20 protein-coding genes are annotated in these 19510 nt (G+C 52.4%); 19 read left to right on the forward strand and 1 reads right to left on the reverse strand.

Translation table 11 applies throughout. The features are described 5' to 3' along the window. Positions 1–50 precede the first annotated feature (50 nt). Together JMG82_RS10430 and JMG82_RS10435 are read left to right on the forward strand one after the other, a co-directional pair. Positions 51–1031, forward strand: coding sequence for a DUF2231 domain-containing protein (locus JMG82_RS10430; protein WP_201352671.1), 981 nt, complete (start codon positions 51–53; stop codon positions 1029–1031). Beyond that, positions 1031–3217: an IGHMBP2 family helicase gene (locus JMG82_RS10435; protein WP_201352672.1), complete on the forward strand. Its 2187-nt coding sequence runs from the start codon at positions 1031–1033 to the stop codon at positions 3215–3217. Before JMG82_RS10430 ends, JMG82_RS10435 begins: the two co-directional genes overlap by 1 nt. A 115-nt stretch (positions 3218–3332) precedes the next feature. On the opposite strand, the gene JMG82_RS10440 is transcribed toward JMG82_RS10435, so the two are convergent. After that, entirely contained in the window at positions 3333–3857 is a 525-nt protein-coding gene (locus JMG82_RS10440; protein ID WP_201352673.1) for a PAS domain-containing protein, read from the reverse strand. 178 nt (positions 3858–4035) lie between these two features. On the opposite strand from JMG82_RS10440, the gene nosZ reads away from it, so the two are divergent. From nosZ to JMG82_RS10525, 17 genes are all read left to right on the forward strand, one after another. Further along, positions 4036–6639: a Sec-dependent nitrous-oxide reductase gene (nosZ, locus tag JMG82_RS10445; protein ID WP_201352674.1), complete on the forward strand. Its 2604-nt coding sequence runs from the start codon at positions 4036–4038 to the stop codon at positions 6637–6639. A gap of 181 nt (positions 6640–6820) precedes the next feature. Next, a complete protein-coding gene (locus JMG82_RS10450; protein ID WP_201352675.1) occupies positions 6821–7609 on the forward strand; it encodes a cytochrome C in 789 nt (262 codons plus the stop codon). Between the two features lie 12 nt (positions 7610–7621). Beyond that, positions 7622–8866, forward strand: coding sequence for a nitrous oxide reductase family maturation protein NosD (locus JMG82_RS10455; RefSeq protein WP_201352676.1), 1245 nt, complete (start codon positions 7622–7624; stop codon positions 8864–8866). Further along, entirely contained in the window at positions 8856–9659 is an 804-nt protein-coding gene (locus JMG82_RS10460) for a 4Fe-4S dicluster domain-containing protein (protein WP_201352677.1), read from the forward strand. Before JMG82_RS10455 ends, JMG82_RS10460 begins: the two co-directional genes overlap by 11 nt. Then, positions 9652–10215, forward strand: coding sequence for a c-type cytochrome (locus JMG82_RS10465; protein ID WP_201352678.1), 564 nt, complete (start codon positions 9652–9654; stop codon positions 10213–10215). Before JMG82_RS10460 ends, JMG82_RS10465 begins: the two co-directional genes overlap by 8 nt. Then, a complete protein-coding gene (locus JMG82_RS10470) occupies positions 10212–10736 on the forward strand; it encodes a c-type cytochrome (RefSeq protein ID WP_201352679.1) in 525 nt (174 codons plus the stop codon). The genes JMG82_RS10465 and JMG82_RS10470 overlap by 4 nt, the downstream gene beginning before the upstream one ends. A gap of 30 nt (positions 10737–10766) precedes the next feature. Continuing rightward, entirely contained in the window at positions 10767–11678 is a 912-nt protein-coding gene (locus JMG82_RS10475) for a NapH/MauN family ferredoxin-type protein (protein WP_201352680.1), read from the forward strand. After that, positions 11678–12328, forward strand: coding sequence for an ABC transporter ATP-binding protein (locus tag JMG82_RS10480; protein WP_201352681.1), 651 nt, complete (start codon positions 11678–11680; stop codon positions 12326–12328). Before JMG82_RS10475 ends, JMG82_RS10480 begins: the two co-directional genes overlap by 1 nt. Then, on the forward strand, positions 12315–12893 hold the full coding sequence (locus JMG82_RS10485; protein ID WP_236579137.1) for a nitrous oxide reductase accessory protein NosL: 579 nt from the start codon (positions 12315–12317) through the stop codon (positions 12891–12893). The genes JMG82_RS10480 and JMG82_RS10485 overlap by 14 nt, the downstream gene beginning before the upstream one ends. Positions 12894–12968: 75 nt before the next feature. Then, the gene (locus tag JMG82_RS10490; protein WP_201352682.1) at positions 12969–13796 is read left to right on the forward strand and encodes an ABC transporter permease; all 828 of its coding nucleotides are present in this window, start codon (positions 12969–12971) and stop codon (positions 13794–13796) included. A gap of 128 nt (positions 13797–13924) precedes the next feature. Next, on the forward strand, positions 13925–14410 hold the full coding sequence (locus tag JMG82_RS10495) for a nitrous oxide reductase accessory protein NosL (protein ID WP_201352683.1): 486 nt from the start codon (positions 13925–13927) through the stop codon (positions 14408–14410). A 49-nt stretch (positions 14411–14459) separates the two neighbouring features. Further along, a complete protein-coding gene (locus JMG82_RS10500) occupies positions 14460–15620 on the forward strand; it encodes a nitrous oxide reductase accessory protein NosL (RefSeq protein WP_201352684.1) in 1161 nt (386 codons plus the stop codon). Further along, positions 15613–15930: a hypothetical protein gene (locus tag JMG82_RS10505; protein WP_201352685.1), complete on the forward strand. Its 318-nt coding sequence runs from the start codon at positions 15613–15615 to the stop codon at positions 15928–15930. Before JMG82_RS10500 ends, JMG82_RS10505 begins: the two co-directional genes overlap by 8 nt. Beyond that, positions 15927–17096 carry an ABC transporter permease gene (locus tag JMG82_RS10510; RefSeq protein WP_201352686.1) on the forward strand — a complete coding sequence of 390 codons (1170 nt, stop codon included), beginning with the start codon at positions 15927–15929 and terminating at the stop codon, positions 17094–17096. Before JMG82_RS10505 ends, JMG82_RS10510 begins: the two co-directional genes overlap by 4 nt. Before the next feature lie 157 nt (positions 17097–17253). Then, positions 17254–17940, forward strand: a complete 687-nt coding sequence (locus tag JMG82_RS10515) for an ABC transporter ATP-binding protein (protein ID WP_201354422.1) — start codon at positions 17254–17256, stop codon at positions 17938–17940. 112 nt (positions 17941–18052) lie between these two features. Next, positions 18053–19012, forward strand: coding sequence for a hypothetical protein (locus tag JMG82_RS10520; RefSeq protein ID WP_201352687.1), 960 nt, complete (start codon positions 18053–18055; stop codon positions 19010–19012). Next, positions 19009–19485 carry a hypothetical protein gene (locus tag JMG82_RS10525; RefSeq protein ID WP_201352688.1) on the forward strand — a complete coding sequence of 159 codons (477 nt, stop codon included), beginning with the start codon at positions 19009–19011 and terminating at the stop codon, positions 19483–19485. Before JMG82_RS10520 ends, JMG82_RS10525 begins: the two co-directional genes overlap by 4 nt. Positions 19486–19510 lie beyond the last annotated feature (25 nt).

Genomic DNA, 19510 nt, shown 5'->3' on the forward strand with positions numbered 1-19510 from the left:
TTTATGTATAATCGTTCAAATTCACAAATCCACTGAATCAAGGAGAACCCATGAGCCTGCCTGTCATCGACATTCCAATCAAGCTGCCCTTCGAGGTGCCGCTGCTTGTGCACCCGATCTTCGTCCATTTCGCCATAGCGATTCCCGTGATCGTCTTTCTGCTCGAAATTGCCAACATCAAAGCAAGAAACCGTGCCGTCAGCGTGACATCGCTCTTTTTGATGACATTGGCGCTTCTGGTCTATGCCGGAGCATTCTTCGCGGGAAAAGCCGACGGTTCGAACGCCTTCGCGCTGCTCGCTCCGGAAGTCCAGGAGGAGTTGAAGTTCCACAAGCTGCTGGGAACCTATCTGGTTTATGCGATCGGGGTGCTTTTCGTACTGAAGCTTTTGGCGATGCTGGTCAAGAAGCCATGGGCGCGGGACTTTTTCCTCGCGATGCTGCTCATCTTCATCGGTGTCCTGTTCAAACAGGGCAAAGACGGCGGAGAACTGGTCTATAAATACGGCGTAAACGTCGAAGCGGTGAACCAGCTGCAGGACAAAGTCGACGAGATGGAGTACGAGATAGAGGATCTCAAGAAGGCCAAGGAGGCTCCCGCCGGCAAGGCAACCGAAACGCCCGCCGAATCCCACGAAGCGGCTCCGGCGACAGAAGGCGCTTCCGAAGCTCCCTCCGGGGAGCAAGAAAGCGGTATGAAAGAGACCGCTCCCGCCGAAGAATCGCATGGAACGGCTCCTGCTATGGAGCATCATGAAGCCGTGCCGGGCGAAGGTTCTCAAGAAACCGCCCCCGCGGAAGAGTCCCATGAAGCGGCACCAGCCGAACACAAAGAGGAAACATCGATGCAAAAGGCTGCACAGGAAGCGGCGGAGGAAGCCGGTACGGCTCTGCATGAAAAAGTGCAGGAGGCTGCCGAAGCCGTTGGGGAAGCGGCAGAGGGTGCTGTGGAGGAATCCGCGGAAGCTGCGCATGAATCCGCCGAAAGCGAGTCGGCAGCGGAGAGCAGCACCGAACATACCGAACCCTGATGCCCCCCAAGCGACCGCTTCCTTTCGTCCTGCCCGCCTCGCTCGATGCGCGGAAACGGTCCGCTCGGCTGCGTCGCCACAAAATCAAACCCTCCAATATCGCCCGTACCTTCGAAGGGGACGGGTGGATTCTCTATATTCCCACAAAAAAGAGTTACTTCAAACTTCCCAAAGAGATGGTTCCCAGCCGGGAACTGGAACACCGTATCCGAAAGATTCACGACTACATCGAAGAGTACAAGGCGCTGATCGATGTGGAACGGCATGCCGAGATGCAGGCGCGGCTGCGCGAGATTCGTTCCATCAGCGGCAGGGAGCGTGAAATCTACGGCCGCGCGATTTTGGGACTCAAAGGGCGTTCGGCCGGACAGAAGTTCGACTTCTATCTGGTGCGGTTCAGTCGTGACCGGATCATCGAAACGGAGATCGGCAGCGGCGATATCGTTCTGATATCCCGGGGAGAACCTCTCCGAAGCGAGCTGACGGCGACAGTGATGCAGGTGGCCAGAAATTTTGTCGAAGTCGCCTTTTCGCAAAAACCGCCCCCGTGGGTCAAGGAGGCCCAGATCCGTCTTGATCTCTATGTCAACGACATCACCTTCAAGCGCATGGAGGCCAATCTCGAAACGATGCGCCACATGCCGGCGCCCTACAGCAGGATGCGGGACATCGTTTTGGGCCTTGCGGACCCGATGCCGGCAAAAGCGGTGCCTTTCGATCCAAAAAACCGTCGACTGAACGCCACACAGCAAGAAGCGGTGGCTTTGGCACTGGGCAGCGGAGATGTCGCTTTGATTCACGGACCGCCGGGAACCGGCAAGACGACGGCGGTTGTGGAGGCGATCTTGCAGTTCGTCGCGAAAGGGAAAAAGGTACTCGCCGCCGCCGACTCCAACGTCGCTGTGGACAATATGCTCGAAAAACTGGCCGAATCCGATACTCTCGGGATGGTGCGTATCGGTCATCCGGCGCGTATCGGGGAGAAACTGGAATCCTACTCGCTTTTCGCACAGGTCGAACGGGACGAGAGAAGCAGGAGAGTCAAAGCGATGCTTCAGGAGGCGCAGAAACTGGTGGAAGAGAGGAACCGCTACAGCAAGCCGACATCCGCGAGGCTCAGAGGCATGTCGAAAGAGCGCGTCAAGACGTTGGCGGCGACGGGAAGAGCCTATCGCGGGGTGGATGTCAAAACGATCCAATCGATGGCCGCGTGGATCCGGGAGGATGAAAAAGTCGAGCGTTTCTACAGTGCCATTCGCGAGTTGGAAGCCGCCATCGTCCGCGATATCATCGCCAAAGCCGATGTGGTGCTTTCGACCAACGGCATGATCGGTTCGGAGGTGCTCGAAGGTGTGACCTTCGATGTCGCTGTCATCGACGAAGCGAGTCAGCAGATGGAGCCTTCGACCCTGATGCCGATGCTGCGTGCGCCCAAAGCGGTGCTGGCGGGTGATCACAAACAGCTGCCGCCGACCGTGATCAGCAATCTTGACATACTCGGACATTCTCTTTTTGAACGGCTGATGGAAAGAAACGGGGTGCCCTCGGCCATGCTGAAGGTGCAGTACCGGATGAACGAAACGGTCATGGATTTCCCCAACCGCCTGATGTACGGCGGTGCCCTGAAGGCCGATGCTTCGGTCGCCGGCAGGAGGCTCGCCCTCGCCGAGCTTTCGGCAGATAGACAGATTGCCTCCTTGCTCGATCCCGAAAAACCGGTGGTGTTCGGCGACACTTCCGCTTTGGATGCCGACGAGGTGCTGCAGGTACGCTCGACCTCCTATGAAAATCCGATCGAAGCGGAGTGGATAGGCAGAATTGTCAGGTCACTTTCCGAAGGAGGCGTTTCGCCCGAAGAAGTGGGTGTCATCACGCCCTACCTGGCCCAGGTCAAACGGATTCGCCAATGGATGGATGAGGAAGGTTTGGCCTGCGAAGTCAAGAGTGTCGACGGTTTCCAGGGGAGAGAGAAGGAGGTGATACTCATCTCGTTCGTCCGGTCGAATCCGGCGAAAGCGATCGGGTTCGTCAAAGACCGTCGACGACTCAATGTGGCGATGACCCGTGCCAAAAGCAAACTTGTCATGATCGGTGATGGGGGAACGCTGGAGCCCAACGAACCTTTTACCGAGCTTTTTGATTGGCTGCGGACGTATGGTCGGATTGTGCCACTTCAAGAGGGGTGAGAGCGCCGCTGCGCACCGGTGAAAATGGCGGAGAGTTAATGGGAAACCGAAGCATGCCGCGTCTCCCAATCACCGATCATCGATGATCGAATCGGCCACGGTTGCCGTGCCTAAATCAGTAGAATCGATGGATCTCTTCGAGAAGATTGTCGAAAGTGACATCCTCTCCCGCTTCGTGCAATACTTCGTTGAGGTACTTTTCGCTGGCCTCCATACCGCCCTCTTTTTCGATTTCCGTCAACTTTCTGTAGAGCGGGTCGAGGACATCCTTGACATGTTTTGAGACCGCTTTGCGATAGGCACGGTATCCTGTAATCTCCTTGGTGTTGATGTCACGGATGATTTCGAAGTGGGTGAACACCCAGTAGTAGCGTCCGTCCTTGGCCAGGTTCTTGATGGCGACGTTGATGTTCTTGCCCGCTTTCAGACGGTCCCACAGGAGTTTGAAAGCGATTTTCGGCATGTCGGGATGACGGACGATACTGTGGGGCTGACCGATCAGTTCGTCCCTGGAGTACCCCGATATTTCGCAGAAATAGTCGTTGACATCGGTGATGATCCCTTTCGTATCCGTCTGGCTTTCGATGTATTTGGTATTGTCGAGTTGAATCTCTTCGTTTTTAGGTTCCGGTCGCTTCATGGAATGCCCCTTTTTCATTATTTTAACTGATTTATACTATAAATGATTTTGCAAAAAATTGACATACGTCAAGAAAAATTAACGTTAAATTAACTATTATTTTAACATGCAGTTTGGGTTTTTCATTTAATTGAAAAACTCAGCCTGTAATTTCAGGAAAACTTAAAAAGGAGGCAGCATGAGTTCGATCGTCAAGAAGCTATCGATGATAGCGATCGGTACTCTGGTAGGTGTGTCGATGGCCTCCGCCAGTTCAGAGCTTGAAAAAGTGATGAAAGAGCGGGGACTGACGCAGCAGGATCTGCTGGCGGCAGCCAAAACCTACACACCCAGCGGCGGACGGGACAAATACATCGTATTCAGTTCCGGTGGACAGTCCGGACAGATCATCGTATACGGTGTACCGTCCATGAGAATTTTGAAGTATATCGGTGTCTTCACGCCCGAGCCCTGGCAGGGATGGGGATATGACGATGACACCAAGAAAGTGCTGGCCCAGGGTAAAATTCGCGGTAAACAGATCACCTGGGGTGACACGCACCACCCGGCGATTTCCGAAACGAATGGCAAATACGACGGCAAGTGGCTGGTCATCAACGACAAGGCCAACCCGCGTCTCGCCGTGATCGATCTGAGCGACTTCGTTACCAAACAGATCGTCGTCAACCCCGTTTTCAAATCGGACCACGGCGGGGCTTTCTTTACGCCCAACAGCGAATATATCCTCGAAGCGTGCCAGTACGGTGCACCGCTTGATAACAACTACCATCCGATGGATGAGTATGCCGAGAGCTTCAGAGGTGGTGTCACTGTCTGGAAATTCGACCATAAACACGGAAAGATCCTTCCGGAAAAATCGTTCACGATCGAAATGCCCCCCTATATGCAGGACCTCTCCGATGCCGGTAAAGAGGCGAGCTACGGATGGGGTTTCACCAACTCTTTCAATTCCGAAATGTATACCGGTGGTATCGAAAAGGGGCTTCCACCGTTTGAAGCGGGAATGAGCCGGAACGATACCGACTACCTGCATGTCTATAACTGGAAAAAACTGGCCAAACTGGCGGAAAATCCCAAAAACGTCAAGATCATCAACGGTCACAAGGTCATTCCGATCGATGTCGCCGTCAAAAACAATGCCCTTTTCCTGATTCCTGAACCGAAATCTCCACACGGTGTCGATGTCAGCCCGGATGGCAAATATATCGTTGTCTGTGGCAAGCTCGATACCCATGCGACGGTTTACAGCTGGGATAAAATCAAAAAGGCGATCGACAGCAAAGATTTTGTCGGCAAAGATCCCTACGGTATTCCGATCATCGACCTGAAAAAAGCGGCGCACTGTCAGGCTGAATTGGGCCTCGGACCCCTGCATAACCAGTACGGACCGAAATGGAAAACGGAAGGGGAGATCTATACATCTCTCTATGTTGACAGCCAGGTTGTCAAATGGAACTACCTGAAATGTAAAGTCGAAGACCGTGTCAACGTCAACTACAACATCGGCCACCTCTGCGGTATGGAGGGCAAAACGGAAGATCCTCAGGGCGAATATATCATCGCGCTCAACAAACTGGCGATCGACCGCTTCAATCCCATCGGGCCTTTGCATCCGCAAAACCACCAGCTTATCGATATCCGCGGCAAGAAGATGCAGCTTCTGTACGATATGCCTCTGCCTCTGGGTGAACCCCACCAGGCTGTTGCGATCCGTGCCAGCAAGCTCCATACCCATGTTCGCTACAAGATGGGCACCAACCCCTTCACCGGCAAAATCCATGAAGGCAAGACTCTGGCGGGACAGGAGAAAATCGTTCGCAAAGGCAACCATGTCTATGTCTACGGTACCGTTGTACGTTCGCATATCAACCCAGAGCATGTCACTGTCAATCTGGGAGATACGGTCACCTTCTACCTGACCAACCTGGAGCGGGCGGAAGACGAAACCCACGGATTTACTGTGGATGATTACAATATCCATGCCTCTCTCGAGCCTGGCAAAACGGTTGCATTGACATTCAAAGCCGACCGCGAAGGTGTCTTCCCATACTACTGTACAGAGTTCTGTTCGGCGCTTCACCTGGAGATGATGGGTTATCTGCTCGTCAAAGATCCGAACAAGAAATATGTCTCCGCGCATAAACTGAAAATGGCGAAAATGTCTCCCGAGCAGCTGAAAAAAGAGTATGAGAAGATCGTTGCGACCAATGCGGCGACCGACAAGGTCATCCAGAGTGTCGTGAAGTTCCTCAAAGAGAACCATTACGAAAAATATCCGGTCGTCAAGCAGCTCGTCGAGGATGCCCTCGATCAGTACGGCAAGATTCCCGAGCAGAAGAAGAAAGCTGACGAATATCACAAAAAAGGTGATCTTGAAAAAGCGATTCTGTTTGAGAACATGATCTGGCAGTACATGGTCAAAACGGCGGACGTCGGCATTCGTGCCCGAGACTTGCTGATCCGCAAAATCGCGACACCGATGAGCGAAGCGGCCAAACGCGGTGAAGTCGCCTTCAACGAAGGTGGATGCGGTGGTTGCCATGTTATCGGCAAAGTTTCGTCCGGACCGGATTTGACCGGTGTTCTCCAGCGACACGAAAATGGTGAAAAATGGGTAGCGGAATTCATCAAAGATCCGAAATCCAAATATAACGATCCGTATGTCAAATCGATGATCAACTACTTCAATCTGCGCATGCCGAATCAGGGTATGAGCGATCAGGAGATCAAGGATATCATCGAATACTTCAAGTGGGTGGATGAAAACGCCAACCTCTTCTAATTCCTGACAGGCCGGGATTTTTCCCGGTCTGCTTCCTCTTATCCCACTATCGATTTTATTATTATAATTATTCGTCAATTTTATTGAAATCATCAGTAATTTCTATTATTTGACCTGTATCAAATAATAGATAGACAATTTAATGTATAATCAACCCAACTTTATTCATAAGGACAGAGCTATGAAAAGTTCATTGACCAAGGCGAGAATATTTACATTCATCGCGTTTGGGCTGCTGATGTACTATTTTGTCATTCCGGCAGTGTTTACCCACGATGTGATAGAGCTGGTACGTGCGGGAAAGGCCGACAAGATTCCTCCCGTAGCCTACAAGGTGTGGAACTACTACGCGAAAAACATATACGTCAGCCCCTCCACACCCAAAGAGGCGGTAGGCGATCTAAAGAAAATGATAGAAGAGGATGCAGAACTCTCTGTCGTCTCCGCCCCTATCTGGTATGTGGCGCTTGAAGCGCCCAACTACCCCAAAGAAGCCTTCCCGGAAGGGATTCCCGTCTATTACCACTTCGACGGATTCAGTGGTGACGTGCACGAGATGAACACGATCAACCATTATATCGGTATGGATCCGATGGAAAGGGGAGCACCCTATCTGCGCGCGCTGGCGCCCTATGCCCTTGTGCTCGTGGCACTTTTAATGATCTATTACATGGTGTATGACAGCAAAATCCTGGATTTGCTGATGCTGCTTCCCGTTGTACTGCCTGTCATATTTTTGGGATTTTATGCCTACTGGCTCTACTGGTTCGGCCACCATATGCACGAGTGGGGAGCTTTCAAAATCAAACCCTTCATGCCCACGGTTTTCGGTGACGGCAAAGTGGCCCAGTTTACGACCCATTCCTATCCGACGACGGGCTTTTGGATACTGCTGGCCATCAGTGCATTCAGTCTGTTGGCGATCATTTCCAAGAAAAAAGCGCGCAAACTGGCTGCGGCAGAGGCATAATCAGGCAGGTTGATGCGAAAAGCGGTGATGATGATGGCAACGGCAGCGGGGTTGATGGCGGCCAATGTACTGCAGGAAGCCATCGACCATGCCGAACCCGGTTCCAGGCTGGAACTGCCGGCGGGCGAATATCACGGGAATATTTTCATCGACAAGCCGCTGATTATCGATGGCGTCGACCAGAAGGCAAAAATAGTCGGAGATGAGAACGGAACCGTCATAAAGATCCGAAGCGACTATGTCACTATCAAAAACCTGACCATTCTTGGCAGCGGAAGCGAACATGAAAATGTCGACGCCGGCATTTCGATAAAAAACGCGAAGCATGTGACGGTGGATCACTGCAGGATCGATGACTGCCTTTTCGGTATCGACCTGGAGCAGGTACACGAATCGCAGCTGACACACAACTGGATACGCTCGAAGCCCTTTTCGCTGGGCTTGCGGGGCGATGCGATACGTCTTTGGTACAGCAACGACAACAACGTGAGCTACAATACGATCACCCATTCACGGGATATGGTGGTCTGGTACAGCCACGGCAACACGATCGCCCACAATTTCGGGGAGTACAGCCGCTATTCGCTCCATTTCATGTATGCGGGAAAGAATGACGTTCTCTACAACACCTACGAGCATAATTCGGTCGGCATCTTTTTCATGTATTCGCAGGATACCGTGGCGATCGGCAACGTCATCAAAAATTCGCTGGGTACGACAGGGCTTGGAATCGGTCTAAAGGATGCCAGCAACTTTACGCTGATCGACAATACGCTGATCTACTGCGCGCGGGGGCTTTACATCGACCGTTCCCCGTTTCAGCCCGATATGAACAACACGATCAAGAACAACAGGATTCTCTACAATTCGGAGGGCATCCATTTCCATTCATTGAGTGTCTCCAACAATATTGTCGGAAACATATTCAAAGGCAATATCGACAATGTGGTTGACGATGACCAGGTGATGCTCCATTCGGTCAAGAATTTCTGGGACAGAAACTACTGGGATGACTACGAAGGATTCGACAAAGACGGCGACGGCATCGGCGACACGCCGTACCATCTTTTTTACTATGCGGACCGCATGTGGATGCTCAATCCCAATATCAAGTTTTTCTATGCGTCGCCCATCGTTTCGATAATGAACTTTCTGGCCAAGCTGGCTCCGATTTCCGAACCGGTGATGCTGTTGAAGGATGACCATCCGGTGATGTTCGAAAAAGATTTAGAAAGGGAGTTCTCCAATGACACCTGAAGAGAAGAGAAAACGCAGAAAATTCATACAGCAGATGACAGGGTTGGGTGTTCTCGGCCTTGCCGCGGCCGGTGGTATCCTGAGTGCCCCCTATCTGAAAGCGGCTCCAAGCAGACTTCGTCCACCGGGGGCGGTACCCGAAGAAGAATTCATCGGCCTGTGTATCAAATGCGGCCAATGCCTGCAGGTATGCCCCTACGATTCGATACTGCTGGAGGATATCGACGGAAAAGTGGGCGTGGGGATGGCCTATATCGAACCTCGTGAACGCGGATGCTATCTCTGTGAGGCATTTCCCTGTATTCTCGCCTGTCCCAGCGGTGCGCTCAACCATGAGCATGACAGCATTGAGTATGTTCATATGGGTGTCGCCGTGGTCCATAACCCGGAAGGGTGTCTTGCCAAAGTCGGCAAGCCCGTACCCGACAGCGCCATCGACCGCATTTACGAGCATACGAAAGTGCTGACAGAAGAGGAGAAGCGTTCGAAAAAAGTGACCGTCGATCCCAACGATCCGGAAAAAGTCCAACTGCAGAAAGAGCTGCTTATCAAACTGGAAAAGCATCGCGGTGAGAAATCCTGTACGATTTGCGCCGATATGTGCCCGTTCCATCCCGACCACACACTGGCGATCGGCATGGTGGATGCGGCGGGCGGAGGCATGCTTCCGGAAATCAGGGAGGCGTGCAACGGCTGCGGCGCGTGCGTGGAACTTTGCCCGACCGATGTGATCAAAGTGATACCGCGCAAAAGCTATACCGACATTTACGGGGGAGGAAACAACAATGCGTAAAATAGTGACAATGGTACTGACAAGTGCCCTGATACTTGGGCTCGCCGGCTGCGGTGACAAAAAAGAGAAGAAACAAGAGGCACAAAAAAGCGCTCCCGGAGAGATCAAGGTGACGAAAGGCGCAGTGAAAAAGAGTGGTGCCGAAGAGAAATCGAAAGAGAATACGGGCCAGTTCTACTACTCCTACAACAAAGAGAAGAATGCGACGGAAGAGAAGAGCAACCGCCGAACGACACTCGATGCCTACCTCAATATCCGTTCGCCTTATGAAAGAGTGCAGATCGAACTGATGATCAAAAAGCTGAGCAAGGATTTCGTCATCCGATGCTCGCCGTGCCATGACGATTACGCCAACGGGGTTATCGGACCGTCGCTTCTGGGCAAGGATGGCGAGTTTATCTATAAACGGTTGATCGCCTTCAAAACGGGCGAAAAGAAGAATGTACTGATGAAACAGCTCGTCGCGCAGATGGACGACGCCAAACTCAAAAGCATCGCCGACGAAATCGCCGAATTCAACAAACAAATCCAGGAAATGAGAAAGGGTAGACAATGATTCGACACATTATCGCTGCAATCGCCACACTTCTGGCCATCTGGGCAATGGTTTTCATGTATCAGCTCGATCGGGAATCGGAACGCTTCAAACAGATTCGGGACATCATCGAAAAAACGAAGATGGAGGTGCCCCAGGCCAAAACTTCCACCCCGCCGATTCAGCAGATTGAGGAACCGGTAAGTGTCGAGGAACAGATGAAGAAAGAAGAGGATGAAGTCGCCAAAAAACTCAAGTCGCTGCGCGAGCGGGCCGGAAGCGCCATGGCGTTCAAAGTGAGCCCCATGTACAAGCAGAAGTGCTCTTCCTGCCACGGTGTCAACGGGGAAGGTGCGGTCGGGCCGAAACTGATCGGCAGGGATCAGGCTTACGTCTATCAGGCATTGATGGACTTCAAATCGGGCAAACGTAAAAACTATGTCATGTACGGACTGCTGATGAAGATGAGCGACGAGGACCTCAAAGCGCTCAGTAAAGAGATAGGTACGTTTGAAGAGAAAATGAAAGCGGCTGCGGAGTAAACCGTTGCCACAACTTTGCAAGGAATAACGATGGATAGATATAACAGCAGCATACGTGATATCATCCGAGCGCCTTTCTGGTCCACCTTCTATTACAGGACACACAAAGGGGGCATCCGGCCAACGTGGCGTTTTTGGCGGTGGATTAGTGTTATAGTGATCAATATCGCTTTTTTCATCTCCTACCACGTAGATGTGCAGCTGCTCGAAGGAACGATGAACGGATCCCGGCTGCTGGGATTTCACCTGATCGATCTTTTTACGGCGATCGAAACCTGGGCGGCCACCCATGTGATCCATACCAATATGATTATCGGTTCCGTGACGATCGCCTTTTTCTACATTCTTTTCGGTGGAAAGAGTTTCTGCGCTTGGGCATGCCCCTACGGTATTTTGAGTGAAATCGGCGAATATTTTCATCAAAAACTGGTGCGCAAAAAGATCATCAAAGAGCGCAAATGGGATCCGCGCATCCGATTCGCATTTTGGGCCGTCATTCTCATCGTCACTTTCGTCGACGGTTTTCTGGTGTTCGAAGTGATCAACCCGATCGGTATCATCAGCCGCCTCATTGTCTACGGGTGGAGCCTTGCGGTTGTCTGGGTCGTTGTGATCTTGTTATTCGAGATTTTCTATTCGCGCCGCATGTGGTGCAAATATATCTGTCCGGTCGGCACCACTTACAATTTTTTGGGCTGGATCACCGCGACCAAAGTACAGTGGGACATGGACAAATGCGACCATTGCGGGGCCTGCCTGGATGCCTGTTTCGAAAACCATGTCATCGAATTCACCAAGCCGAAATATGACAAAGAGCGGAAGGAGAAGGGTGTGAGCAAGCAGTTGGTCGTCAACGGTGACTGCACGCTGTGCGCGCGTTGTTTCGATGTCTGCCACACCGACGCCTACAATTACACATTCCGACTGAAAGATCTGGTCTGATGGGCAGCATTGTCGTCGAAGCGAAAAACGTGACGAAAACTTTCATGGGAGTGCGGGTGCTCGACAATGTCTCTCTCTCCATCGCGCTGGGTGAGAGGGTGGCCATGATGGGGCCAAACGGTGCAGGAAAGACGACATTCGTCCGAACGGTTCTCGGTTTTTACCATATCGATGGAGGTTCGCTCAGGGTCGAGGGATTCGATCCTGCAAAAGAGAGGACGAAAGTTTTGCAAAATATCGGTTTCATCCCTCAGCTGCCCCCGCCGGTGAAGCTGAGCATTTCCGAACTTCTGACCTTTGTGCAGCGGAGTACCGGCAGCCCCAAAGAGGCGATCGTCGCCCAGGCGGAGGCGATGGACCTGGACATTCGCAGCCATCTGCACAAACCCTTTTTCAAGCTTTCCGGCGGCATGAAACAGAAGCTTCTTATCGCCATCGCTTTGGCGAGACGAAGCCGTCTTCTCATTTTTGACGAGCCGACGGCCAACCTGGATCCAAAGGCGCGGGAGCACTTCTACCGTCTCCTTTCGTCGATCGACTACGAGCACTCGACGATATTCATCACCCACCGTATCGAAGAGATCGAGGGGTTGGCGAACAGGCGAGTCTATATGGATCTTGGCAAGGTAGTGGAAGATGAGAGACTATAGGTCGCGAAGCGGCTCGCTTCCTCAGATGATCGGTGGTTTCAAGGAAGTGGACGCTCATCGCTCATCGGTCGGGGGAGGCGTGCTTCGTGCGCCGATTCGCGATTTCGGGTTTTTGGTTTCCTTTTCCCGTTTTCTGTTCTCTGTTCTTTTTGTCTCCATGACCCTCTTTGTGACAGGATGTGAAAAAAAAGATTGGCACCAACCGGAGAAAATCCATTGGGACAGAGATATGTGCGAGCGGTGCAAAATGGCCATCAGCGAACGAAAATACGCCGTGGAAGTGATCGATCCCAAAACCCGCAGACACTACAAATTCGACGATATCGGCTGCGCGATCCTGTGGTTCAAAGAGGAACATCTCGATTGGGGCGATGAAGCGATCATCTGGGTCAAAGACGGCAAAACGGGAGAGTGGATCGATGCTAGAAAAGCGTGGTATTCGACCAATAAAATCACGCCGATGGGATACGGATTCACGGCCTACAAAACCAAAGACGAAGCCGGTGGCGGTGAAGTGATCGATTTCGAAGAGGTCAAACGGCGTGTCATCAAGATAGGACGATGAAACGGAAATGAGAAATTTGGAATCGGAAAACGGAAACAAAGCGGTATTTCCCGGAACGAAAGAAATGGAGATTTTATGAAAAATCTTGGATTGGTGGCCTACCTGGATATCAGAGAGAGCCTTCGGGCGAAGTGGTTCTATGTCTATGCCTTCGTATTCGGCGGTCTGATGGGACTCTTTTTCATCAGCGGCATCACCGATTCGGTGGTGATGGGGTTTACGGGTCTTAGCCGGCTGCTGCTTGTTTTCATTCAGGTAACGATCATCATTCTGCCCATTTTCATTCTCATCACGACGGTCAAGTCGATCGCCGCGGACCGGGAGAGCAATGTCTTGGAGTATATGCTCTCCTTTCCCATTTCCCTCGCTGAGTATTACTGGGGCAAATTGTTGGGGCGGTTCATGACCGTCTTTTTTCCGGTCATCGTCGCCCTTTTTATCGGGGTTGCCTGGGGCCTTAGCCAAGGAGGGGAGATGCCCTGGGCAATGATTTTTCTCTATTCGGCGCTGATATTTTCCATCTGTATCGTTTTTCTGGGAATCGCCTTTTTCATTTCAACCCTGGTCAAGTCCCACGATGTGGCGCTGGGGCTCTCTTTTACGGTATGGATCGTGCTTCTGGGCTTCATCGATGTGGCTTTGATCGGGCTGATGATGCAAAACAGAATCTCCGACGAAGCGATTCTGACGATCGCCATGCTCAATCCGCTGGAAGCGTTCCGTATCGGGGCGATCGCGCTGTTTGATCCGGAACTGACCGTCATCGGCCCGGTGGCCTACTATCTTCTGGATACGCTGGGGCACACTTTTTTGATGCTTTATGCCGTGGTCTATCCGATCGTGCTGGGAGGGATATTCGCCTTTCTCGGGTATCTGGCGTTTCGAAAACGCGATCTTCTGTAATAGTTTTTCAAGACGGCAGATGGCAAAATGATTCTGCCGGACCGTTCGGGGCTGCGAAGGAGATGGAAGCGAAAGCCCGTTCGGTTTTCATGATTTGACAAAACGAATGCAAAGGGGGAATAGAATAGATGAGACGATTGCTGTCGGTATTGATGGTTGTGGCCCTGGGACTTTTCGCGGCACAGAATCAGAAGGTGAAAGAGGAAGTGGCGTTCGACCCGGTCTACGGTCTGCCGATTGGAAAATATCCGAAGTTCGAGGCGGACGTGATTCTCAAGGACGGCCGTACCATCCGTTTCTGCTGCGTCAAAGCGATGCTCGATTTCTACTATCGCCCCTGGCTCTTTCCCGAATTCAAGGTAAGCCGTGACAGAAAAGAGATCGAAAGGATGATCGTCAGAGACTATCTCGACGGCACGAAAACCGAGGCGGAAAAAGCCTGGTACGTTTACGGCAGCCGGGTTGCCGGCCCCCACGGTGACGACCTGATTCCGCTCGGTTCGAAGGTTCGTGCCGAACTCTTCGTCAAACGGTACGGAGGCTCGCGTATCATGGATTTCAAGACGGTGAAGCAGAAAGGTTTCGGCCTGATCGATTTCCTCGACTCTCCTTAACAGAGAGTTAATGCCTCTTCGGTATGATAGTAAAAAAGAAGGAGAGACCATGAAGCGTCTGATTGCAGCCTTGTTGCTTGGTATCGGGCTTTTCGTCTATGCCGATGCGGCGGCGTTTGGCAAGATGGCCACCAAAAAACCGGAACTGATACAGCAGGGACCCCAGAAGATGTGGTGTTCGGTGTGCGGGATGAATCTGAAGATGTTCTACAAAACATCCCACGCGGTGATCCTTGAAGACGGTACGAAAAAGCAATACTGCTCCATCCGCTGTCTCGCGGCAGACTGGCCGAATATCTCCCAAAAGGTCAAGAAAATCCTGGTCGTCGATGCGGCGACGGAAAAACTGATCGATGCGAAGCGGGCCCATTATGTCGTCGGTTCGAAAGTCAAAGGGACCATGAGCATGACCAGCAAGATCGCTTTCGGGTCGCTGGAAGATGCCCGGGATTTTCAGAGAAAATTTGGCGGAAAAATCGTCGATTTCGACGAGGCGTTCGCGATGGCACGGGAGAGTCTCGCCAAAGATTCGATGATGATAGCGAAGAAGAAAGAGAAAAAGATGTATCCAATGGGTGAGAGAATCTACAAAAAGATGTGCCGGCCCGTGGATGTGTCGAAATATGCCCGCATCAACGAACTCAAAGCGGCAATCAAAACGGAAAAACTCTGCAAACCGATGAAAGAGAAGCAGCTTCAGGCCGTGGCGCTTTACCTGTGGGACATCAAAGGAGGACACGTCCCCGCATCGCCAGAACGTACCGCAAAGCATCATGGGAAGAACGAAGGAAATATGCCCGAAGTCGGCAGAGAGGAGAAGTGTCCGGTCTGCGGCATGTTCGTTTACAAGCATCCCAAATGGGCCGCTTTCATCTACTACGAAAAGAACGGCAGGCTGGCCCACCTGGCCTTTGATGGTGTCAAAGACATGATGAAATTCTATTTCAACCCCGGCAAATGGGGCGATTACGGCGATATCAAAAAGCATATCAAAAAAATCGTCGTCCGCGACTACTATACGCTCAAGCCGGTCTGGGCGAAAGAGGCGTGGTATGTGGTAGGCAGTGATGTCTACGGCCCCATGGGCAACGAGCTGATTCCTTTCAAGGAGAAAAAAGCGGCGGAAAATTTCATGCGTGACCATCACGGCAAGAAGCTGCTGCGATTCGATCAAATCACCCAAGAGCTTGTCTACAAACTGGATGAATAGAAGAATACGATATTTCGTGCTCATGACCGCCGCCATGGTGGTGGCCTTGGCGGCTGAGATCACCGGTTTCACTCTCGCAAAAGGTGTGACGGGCGCAGAAAAGAGGCAAAAAAGAGAGTTTGTGGCATGGGTGCAGCTGCCCGATCTCAGTGTTGCGACGGAGGCGCGTTTTATACGGTTCCGCACCCTGGCCGATGCCTACGCGCCCTTTAACGAAAGTCCCGAACTTCTGGACTATTTCCCCGCCTCTTTCACCTACGCACCCGCCGACAATGTCGCCAAAATACCTTCGAAGATCGTGTTGAAATGAAAAATCTCTTCGCCTTCGCACTGAGTTCTTTGATGCGGCGGGGGAGCAAAAATCTTTTCATTTTCGTCGTTTTCACGGTGATGATCTTCATTCTCGCTTCGATATTTTCGATTACCCATGCCCTGAAGGCGGAGATGTTCACGACGCTCGAGGCGCTTCCTGACATTACGGTACAGCGGATCGTGGCGGGCAAGCAGACCGATATCGATGCGGGGCGAAGCGAGAGGATTGCGCAGATTTTCGGTGTGACCGATGCGCTGCCGAGGGTCTGGGGATACTACTATTTCCCCCGGGCGGGGGTCAACTTCAGCATTGTGGGGGTGGAAGCCTTCGGAACCCAGTACAAAGCTTCTCTTGAAAGCGTGGCCGACATCTACGCCGACAGACTGGCCTCCGGCGATACGATGATCGTGGGCAAGGGGGTCGAAGAGACGCTGGCACGCAACTTTTTCAAGGGCTATTTCTATTTCGTCAAACCCGATGGCGATTTGAAAAAAGTGACCCTCGCCGGGGTCTTCAAACCCGCCACCTCTCTTGAGAGCAACGACATCATCGTCATGGAAAACGGACTGGTTCGGGAGATTTTCGGAATGGATGAGGAGGCGGCGACCGACATCGTCGTCCATGTGGCCAATCCCGACGAGGTGCGCACCGTCGCCCGGAAGATCAGTGAACTCTATCCCGACACCCGGGTCATAACCAAGGAGGATCTGAAAATCAGCTACCAGAATGTTTTCGATTACAAAAGCGGCATTTTCCTGGCGCTGTTCATCATCGCGATTTTCACCTTTTTCATCATCATCTACGACAAGGCGAGCGGACTGAGCAGCGAAGAGAAACGGGAGATCGGCATTCTCAAGGCGCTTGGATGGAAGATCGGCGACATTCTACGGGTCAAGTTCTTCGAGGCCATCGTCATATCGATCGGCGCCTATCTGGCAGCGGTCCTACTGGCACTCGGCTACGTTTTCGGTTTCAACGCGCCCCTGATGCGCAACCTCTTCATGGGATATTCGGTGCTCAAGCCGCCTTTCGATCTTCCGTTCTCGCTTGATGGCGGAACACTGGCGCTGATCTTTTTCACGACGGTACCCGTCTATATCGCCGCGACACTGATTCCTTCCTGGAAAGCGGCGACACTGGAGGCGGACGAGGTGATACGATGAATTCTGTTGTTGCTCGTTGGTCGTTGGTCGTTGGATTTTCGTTATTGGGCATTGGGCATCGGGCATCGGGCATCGGGGGCCGTTTCGCGGCCTCTTTCCTTTTCCTCTTACCGGTTTCTAATTTCCGATTTCCTTCATGGATGGAGGAAAACCCATGCTGATCGAAGTAAAAAACGTGACGAAGGTGTTCAATCCGGGACGTCCCAACGAGATGACGGCACTGGAAAATGTCTCTTTCGGAATCGAAAGGAACGAGCTGGTGATTCTCAAAGGACCCAGCGGCAGCGGAAAGAGTACGCTGCTCTCTCTCATCGCCGCGCTTCAGAAGCCCACATCCGGCGAGGTGGTGGTCGACAACGAGCGGGTCTCCAAACTCCCCGACGATTTCGCGGCGCTCTTTCGCCGTCACAAAATCGGGTTCATCTTCCAGAAATTCAATCTCATTCCCACACTCAGTGTCTTCGAGAATATCATCACCCCCCTGATGCCCGAAAAGCTGGCAGAAAAAGAGCTCGAGGCCAAGGCCGAACGGGTCATGGCGGAGTTTTCCATCGCGCACAAGCGCAACGAATTGGCCAAAAACCTCTCCGGCGGCGAACAGCAGCGTACCGCCATCGCCCGGGCACTCGTCAACGATCCGCCCATCATCCTCGCCGACGAACCCACCGCAAACCTGGATGAAAAGCTGGCAAAGGCGTTTTTGGAGTATGTGGGGCGCATCAAGGAGGAGGGCAAAACCATCGTTATCGCCACCCATGATCCCCTCTTTTTCGGGCTCGACATGACCGACAGGGAGATCGGGTTGCATAACGGGAAAATCGTATCGGTGAAAAGTGGAACGTGATAGGTGAATCGCTGAAATATTCGTCGGCTTCGCCGATGGAGTCATGCAAGAGTACTGGGGAGCAAGACGACCGGTCGGCCCCGTTTGTTCTCGGCTTCCAAAGGATGCCGGTATGCTGAATCCCGATGTCATCGCCATTGTGATGCTCGACGCCATCCTTTTTCTCTTCGCTTTGACGGCATTGGCCATTTCGGTGCAGATTGTGCGCAGGTGGGATTCGGCGGCCACGACACCGCTGCAGTACAGGCTCGAGAAACGCGCCTATCTCGTTGCGACGATCATCAAATTCATCTTCTACCTCAAGCTGCCGCTCTTTGTCTATTTCATCTATACGCTCGACCTGCTTTCTGCTATCCTGCCCGGTGCCATGTGTGCGGCGGGAGTGACCAATGCCACGGTCTACGGCATGCCGCTTTTTGTCGTCAAAATCCTCGACCTTTACCTCTTCGGTCTCTGGATCGTCGTACACACGATCGATATGCACAAACCGGACTACCCCTTCACGAAGATGAAATTCTGGCTTTTTATTCTCATTTTCCCCTTTTTCGCCCTGGAAGTAGGGCTTGAGGTACTGCATTTTAAAGGCATCAATCCCCATGTCATTGTCAGCTGCTGCGGGACCCTCTTTTCTGCGGCGAAAAGTTCTGCCGCATCGCTCTTCATCACTCTGCCCGTGCCGGTGATCCTGGCGCTTTTTTACGGCAATTTCGCTCTGATTCTCATGGCGTGGCTGCTGAAACGCCCGGGGCTGACGGCGTTTTTGAACCTGCTTTTCGTACCGGTGGCGATCGTTTCGCTGATCGCCTTCTTTTCGACCTATGTCTACGAATTGCCTCACCATCACTGCCCCTTCTGCCTGCTTCAAAGCGACTATCACTACGTCGGCTACCTGATGTATACCGCCCTTTTTGCAGGAACTTTTTTCGGGATCGCCGCCTGGGTGGGAAAAAAGCTGGGGTATCCGGCGGCAAAACGGTGGACGCGATGGTCACTGATTGGGGATATTTTATATGTTGCTCTGGTATCATTCTATCCGATCGCTTTTTATCTCAAAAACGGAGTATGGCTTTGAGACGGTTTCTGATAACGCTTTTAGCGCTTTTTGTGGCAGGCTGCAGCGGTTCGGGCGGCGGCAGCGGTCTGAGCAGTCCGGATGGCGGACCGGTCGCTTTCAAACCGGGCAGTGTCACCTGCCCCCAATGCCACATGGATGTCAAATCCCTGACAGACAGCACAGAGCTGATCGACGACAACGGCAGGGTGACGGTTTTCGACGATCCCGGATGCATGGCGCTCTGGATGGATGCCCACGGCATCGATCCCTCCTCGGCGAAAATCTATGTCTATACACGCGACACCCATCGGTGGATCGATGCGGCAAAAGCGCACTATTCCCAAACCGATCCCACGCCGATGGGGTACGGCTTCGGAGCCTACGAGAAACCGGCCGAAGGGCGTATTGCGTTTAAGGAGATGCGGCTTCGGGTTCTGCAGGGGCTGACCCTCAAAGACCCGAAAATCAGGAAAAAACTGCTTGGATATTAGCGCCAAAGGCGCCATAGAGACAACA

Origin of the sequence: Hydrogenimonas urashimensis (assembly GCF_016593255.1) — a bacterium.
In the GTDB taxonomy this organism is placed as follows: domain Bacteria; phylum Campylobacterota; class Campylobacteria; order Campylobacterales; family Hydrogenimonadaceae; genus Hydrogenimonas; species Hydrogenimonas urashimensis.

Excerpts from the sequence above, each read along its gene's own strand:
- JMG82_RS10430 (WP_201352671.1), top strand. The coding sequence starts at position 51 with ATGAGCCTGCCTGTCATCGACATTCCAATCAAGCTGCCCTTCGAGGTG.
- JMG82_RS10435 (WP_201352672.1), top strand. The coding sequence starts at position 1,031 with ATGCCCCCCAAGCGACCGCTTCCTTTCGTCCTGCCCGCCTCGCTCGAT.
- JMG82_RS10440 (WP_201352673.1), bottom strand. The coding sequence starts at position 3,857 with ATGAAGCGACCGGAACCTAAAAACGAAGAGATTCAACTCGACAATACC.
- nosZ (WP_201352674.1), top strand. The coding sequence starts at position 4,036 with ATGAGTTCGATCGTCAAGAAGCTATCGATGATAGCGATCGGTACTCTG.
- JMG82_RS10450 (WP_201352675.1), top strand. The coding sequence starts at position 6,821 with ATGAAAAGTTCATTGACCAAGGCGAGAATATTTACATTCATCGCGTTT.
- JMG82_RS10455 (WP_201352676.1), top strand. The coding sequence starts at position 7,622 with ATGCGAAAAGCGGTGATGATGATGGCAACGGCAGCGGGGTTGATGGCG.
- JMG82_RS10460 (WP_201352677.1), top strand. The coding sequence starts at position 8,856 with ATGACACCTGAAGAGAAGAGAAAACGCAGAAAATTCATACAGCAGATG.
- JMG82_RS10465 (WP_201352678.1), top strand. The coding sequence starts at position 9,652 with ATGCGTAAAATAGTGACAATGGTACTGACAAGTGCCCTGATACTTGGG.
- JMG82_RS10470 (WP_201352679.1), top strand. The coding sequence starts at position 10,212 with ATGATTCGACACATTATCGCTGCAATCGCCACACTTCTGGCCATCTGG.
- JMG82_RS10475 (WP_201352680.1), top strand. The coding sequence starts at position 10,767 with ATGGATAGATATAACAGCAGCATACGTGATATCATCCGAGCGCCTTTC.
- JMG82_RS10480 (WP_201352681.1), top strand. The coding sequence starts at position 11,678 with ATGGGCAGCATTGTCGTCGAAGCGAAAAACGTGACGAAAACTTTCATG.
- JMG82_RS10485 (WP_236579137.1), top strand. The coding sequence starts at position 12,315 with ATGAGAGACTATAGGTCGCGAAGCGGCTCGCTTCCTCAGATGATCGGT.
- JMG82_RS10490 (WP_201352682.1), top strand. The coding sequence starts at position 12,969 with ATGAAAAATCTTGGATTGGTGGCCTACCTGGATATCAGAGAGAGCCTT.
- JMG82_RS10495 (WP_201352683.1), top strand. The coding sequence starts at position 13,925 with ATGAGACGATTGCTGTCGGTATTGATGGTTGTGGCCCTGGGACTTTTC.
- JMG82_RS10500 (WP_201352684.1), top strand. The coding sequence starts at position 14,460 with ATGAAGCGTCTGATTGCAGCCTTGTTGCTTGGTATCGGGCTTTTCGTC.
- JMG82_RS10505 (WP_201352685.1), top strand. The coding sequence starts at position 15,613 with ATGAATAGAAGAATACGATATTTCGTGCTCATGACCGCCGCCATGGTG.
- JMG82_RS10510 (WP_201352686.1), top strand. The coding sequence starts at position 15,927 with ATGAAAAATCTCTTCGCCTTCGCACTGAGTTCTTTGATGCGGCGGGGG.
- JMG82_RS10520 (WP_201352687.1), top strand. The coding sequence starts at position 18,053 with ATGCTGAATCCCGATGTCATCGCCATTGTGATGCTCGACGCCATCCTT.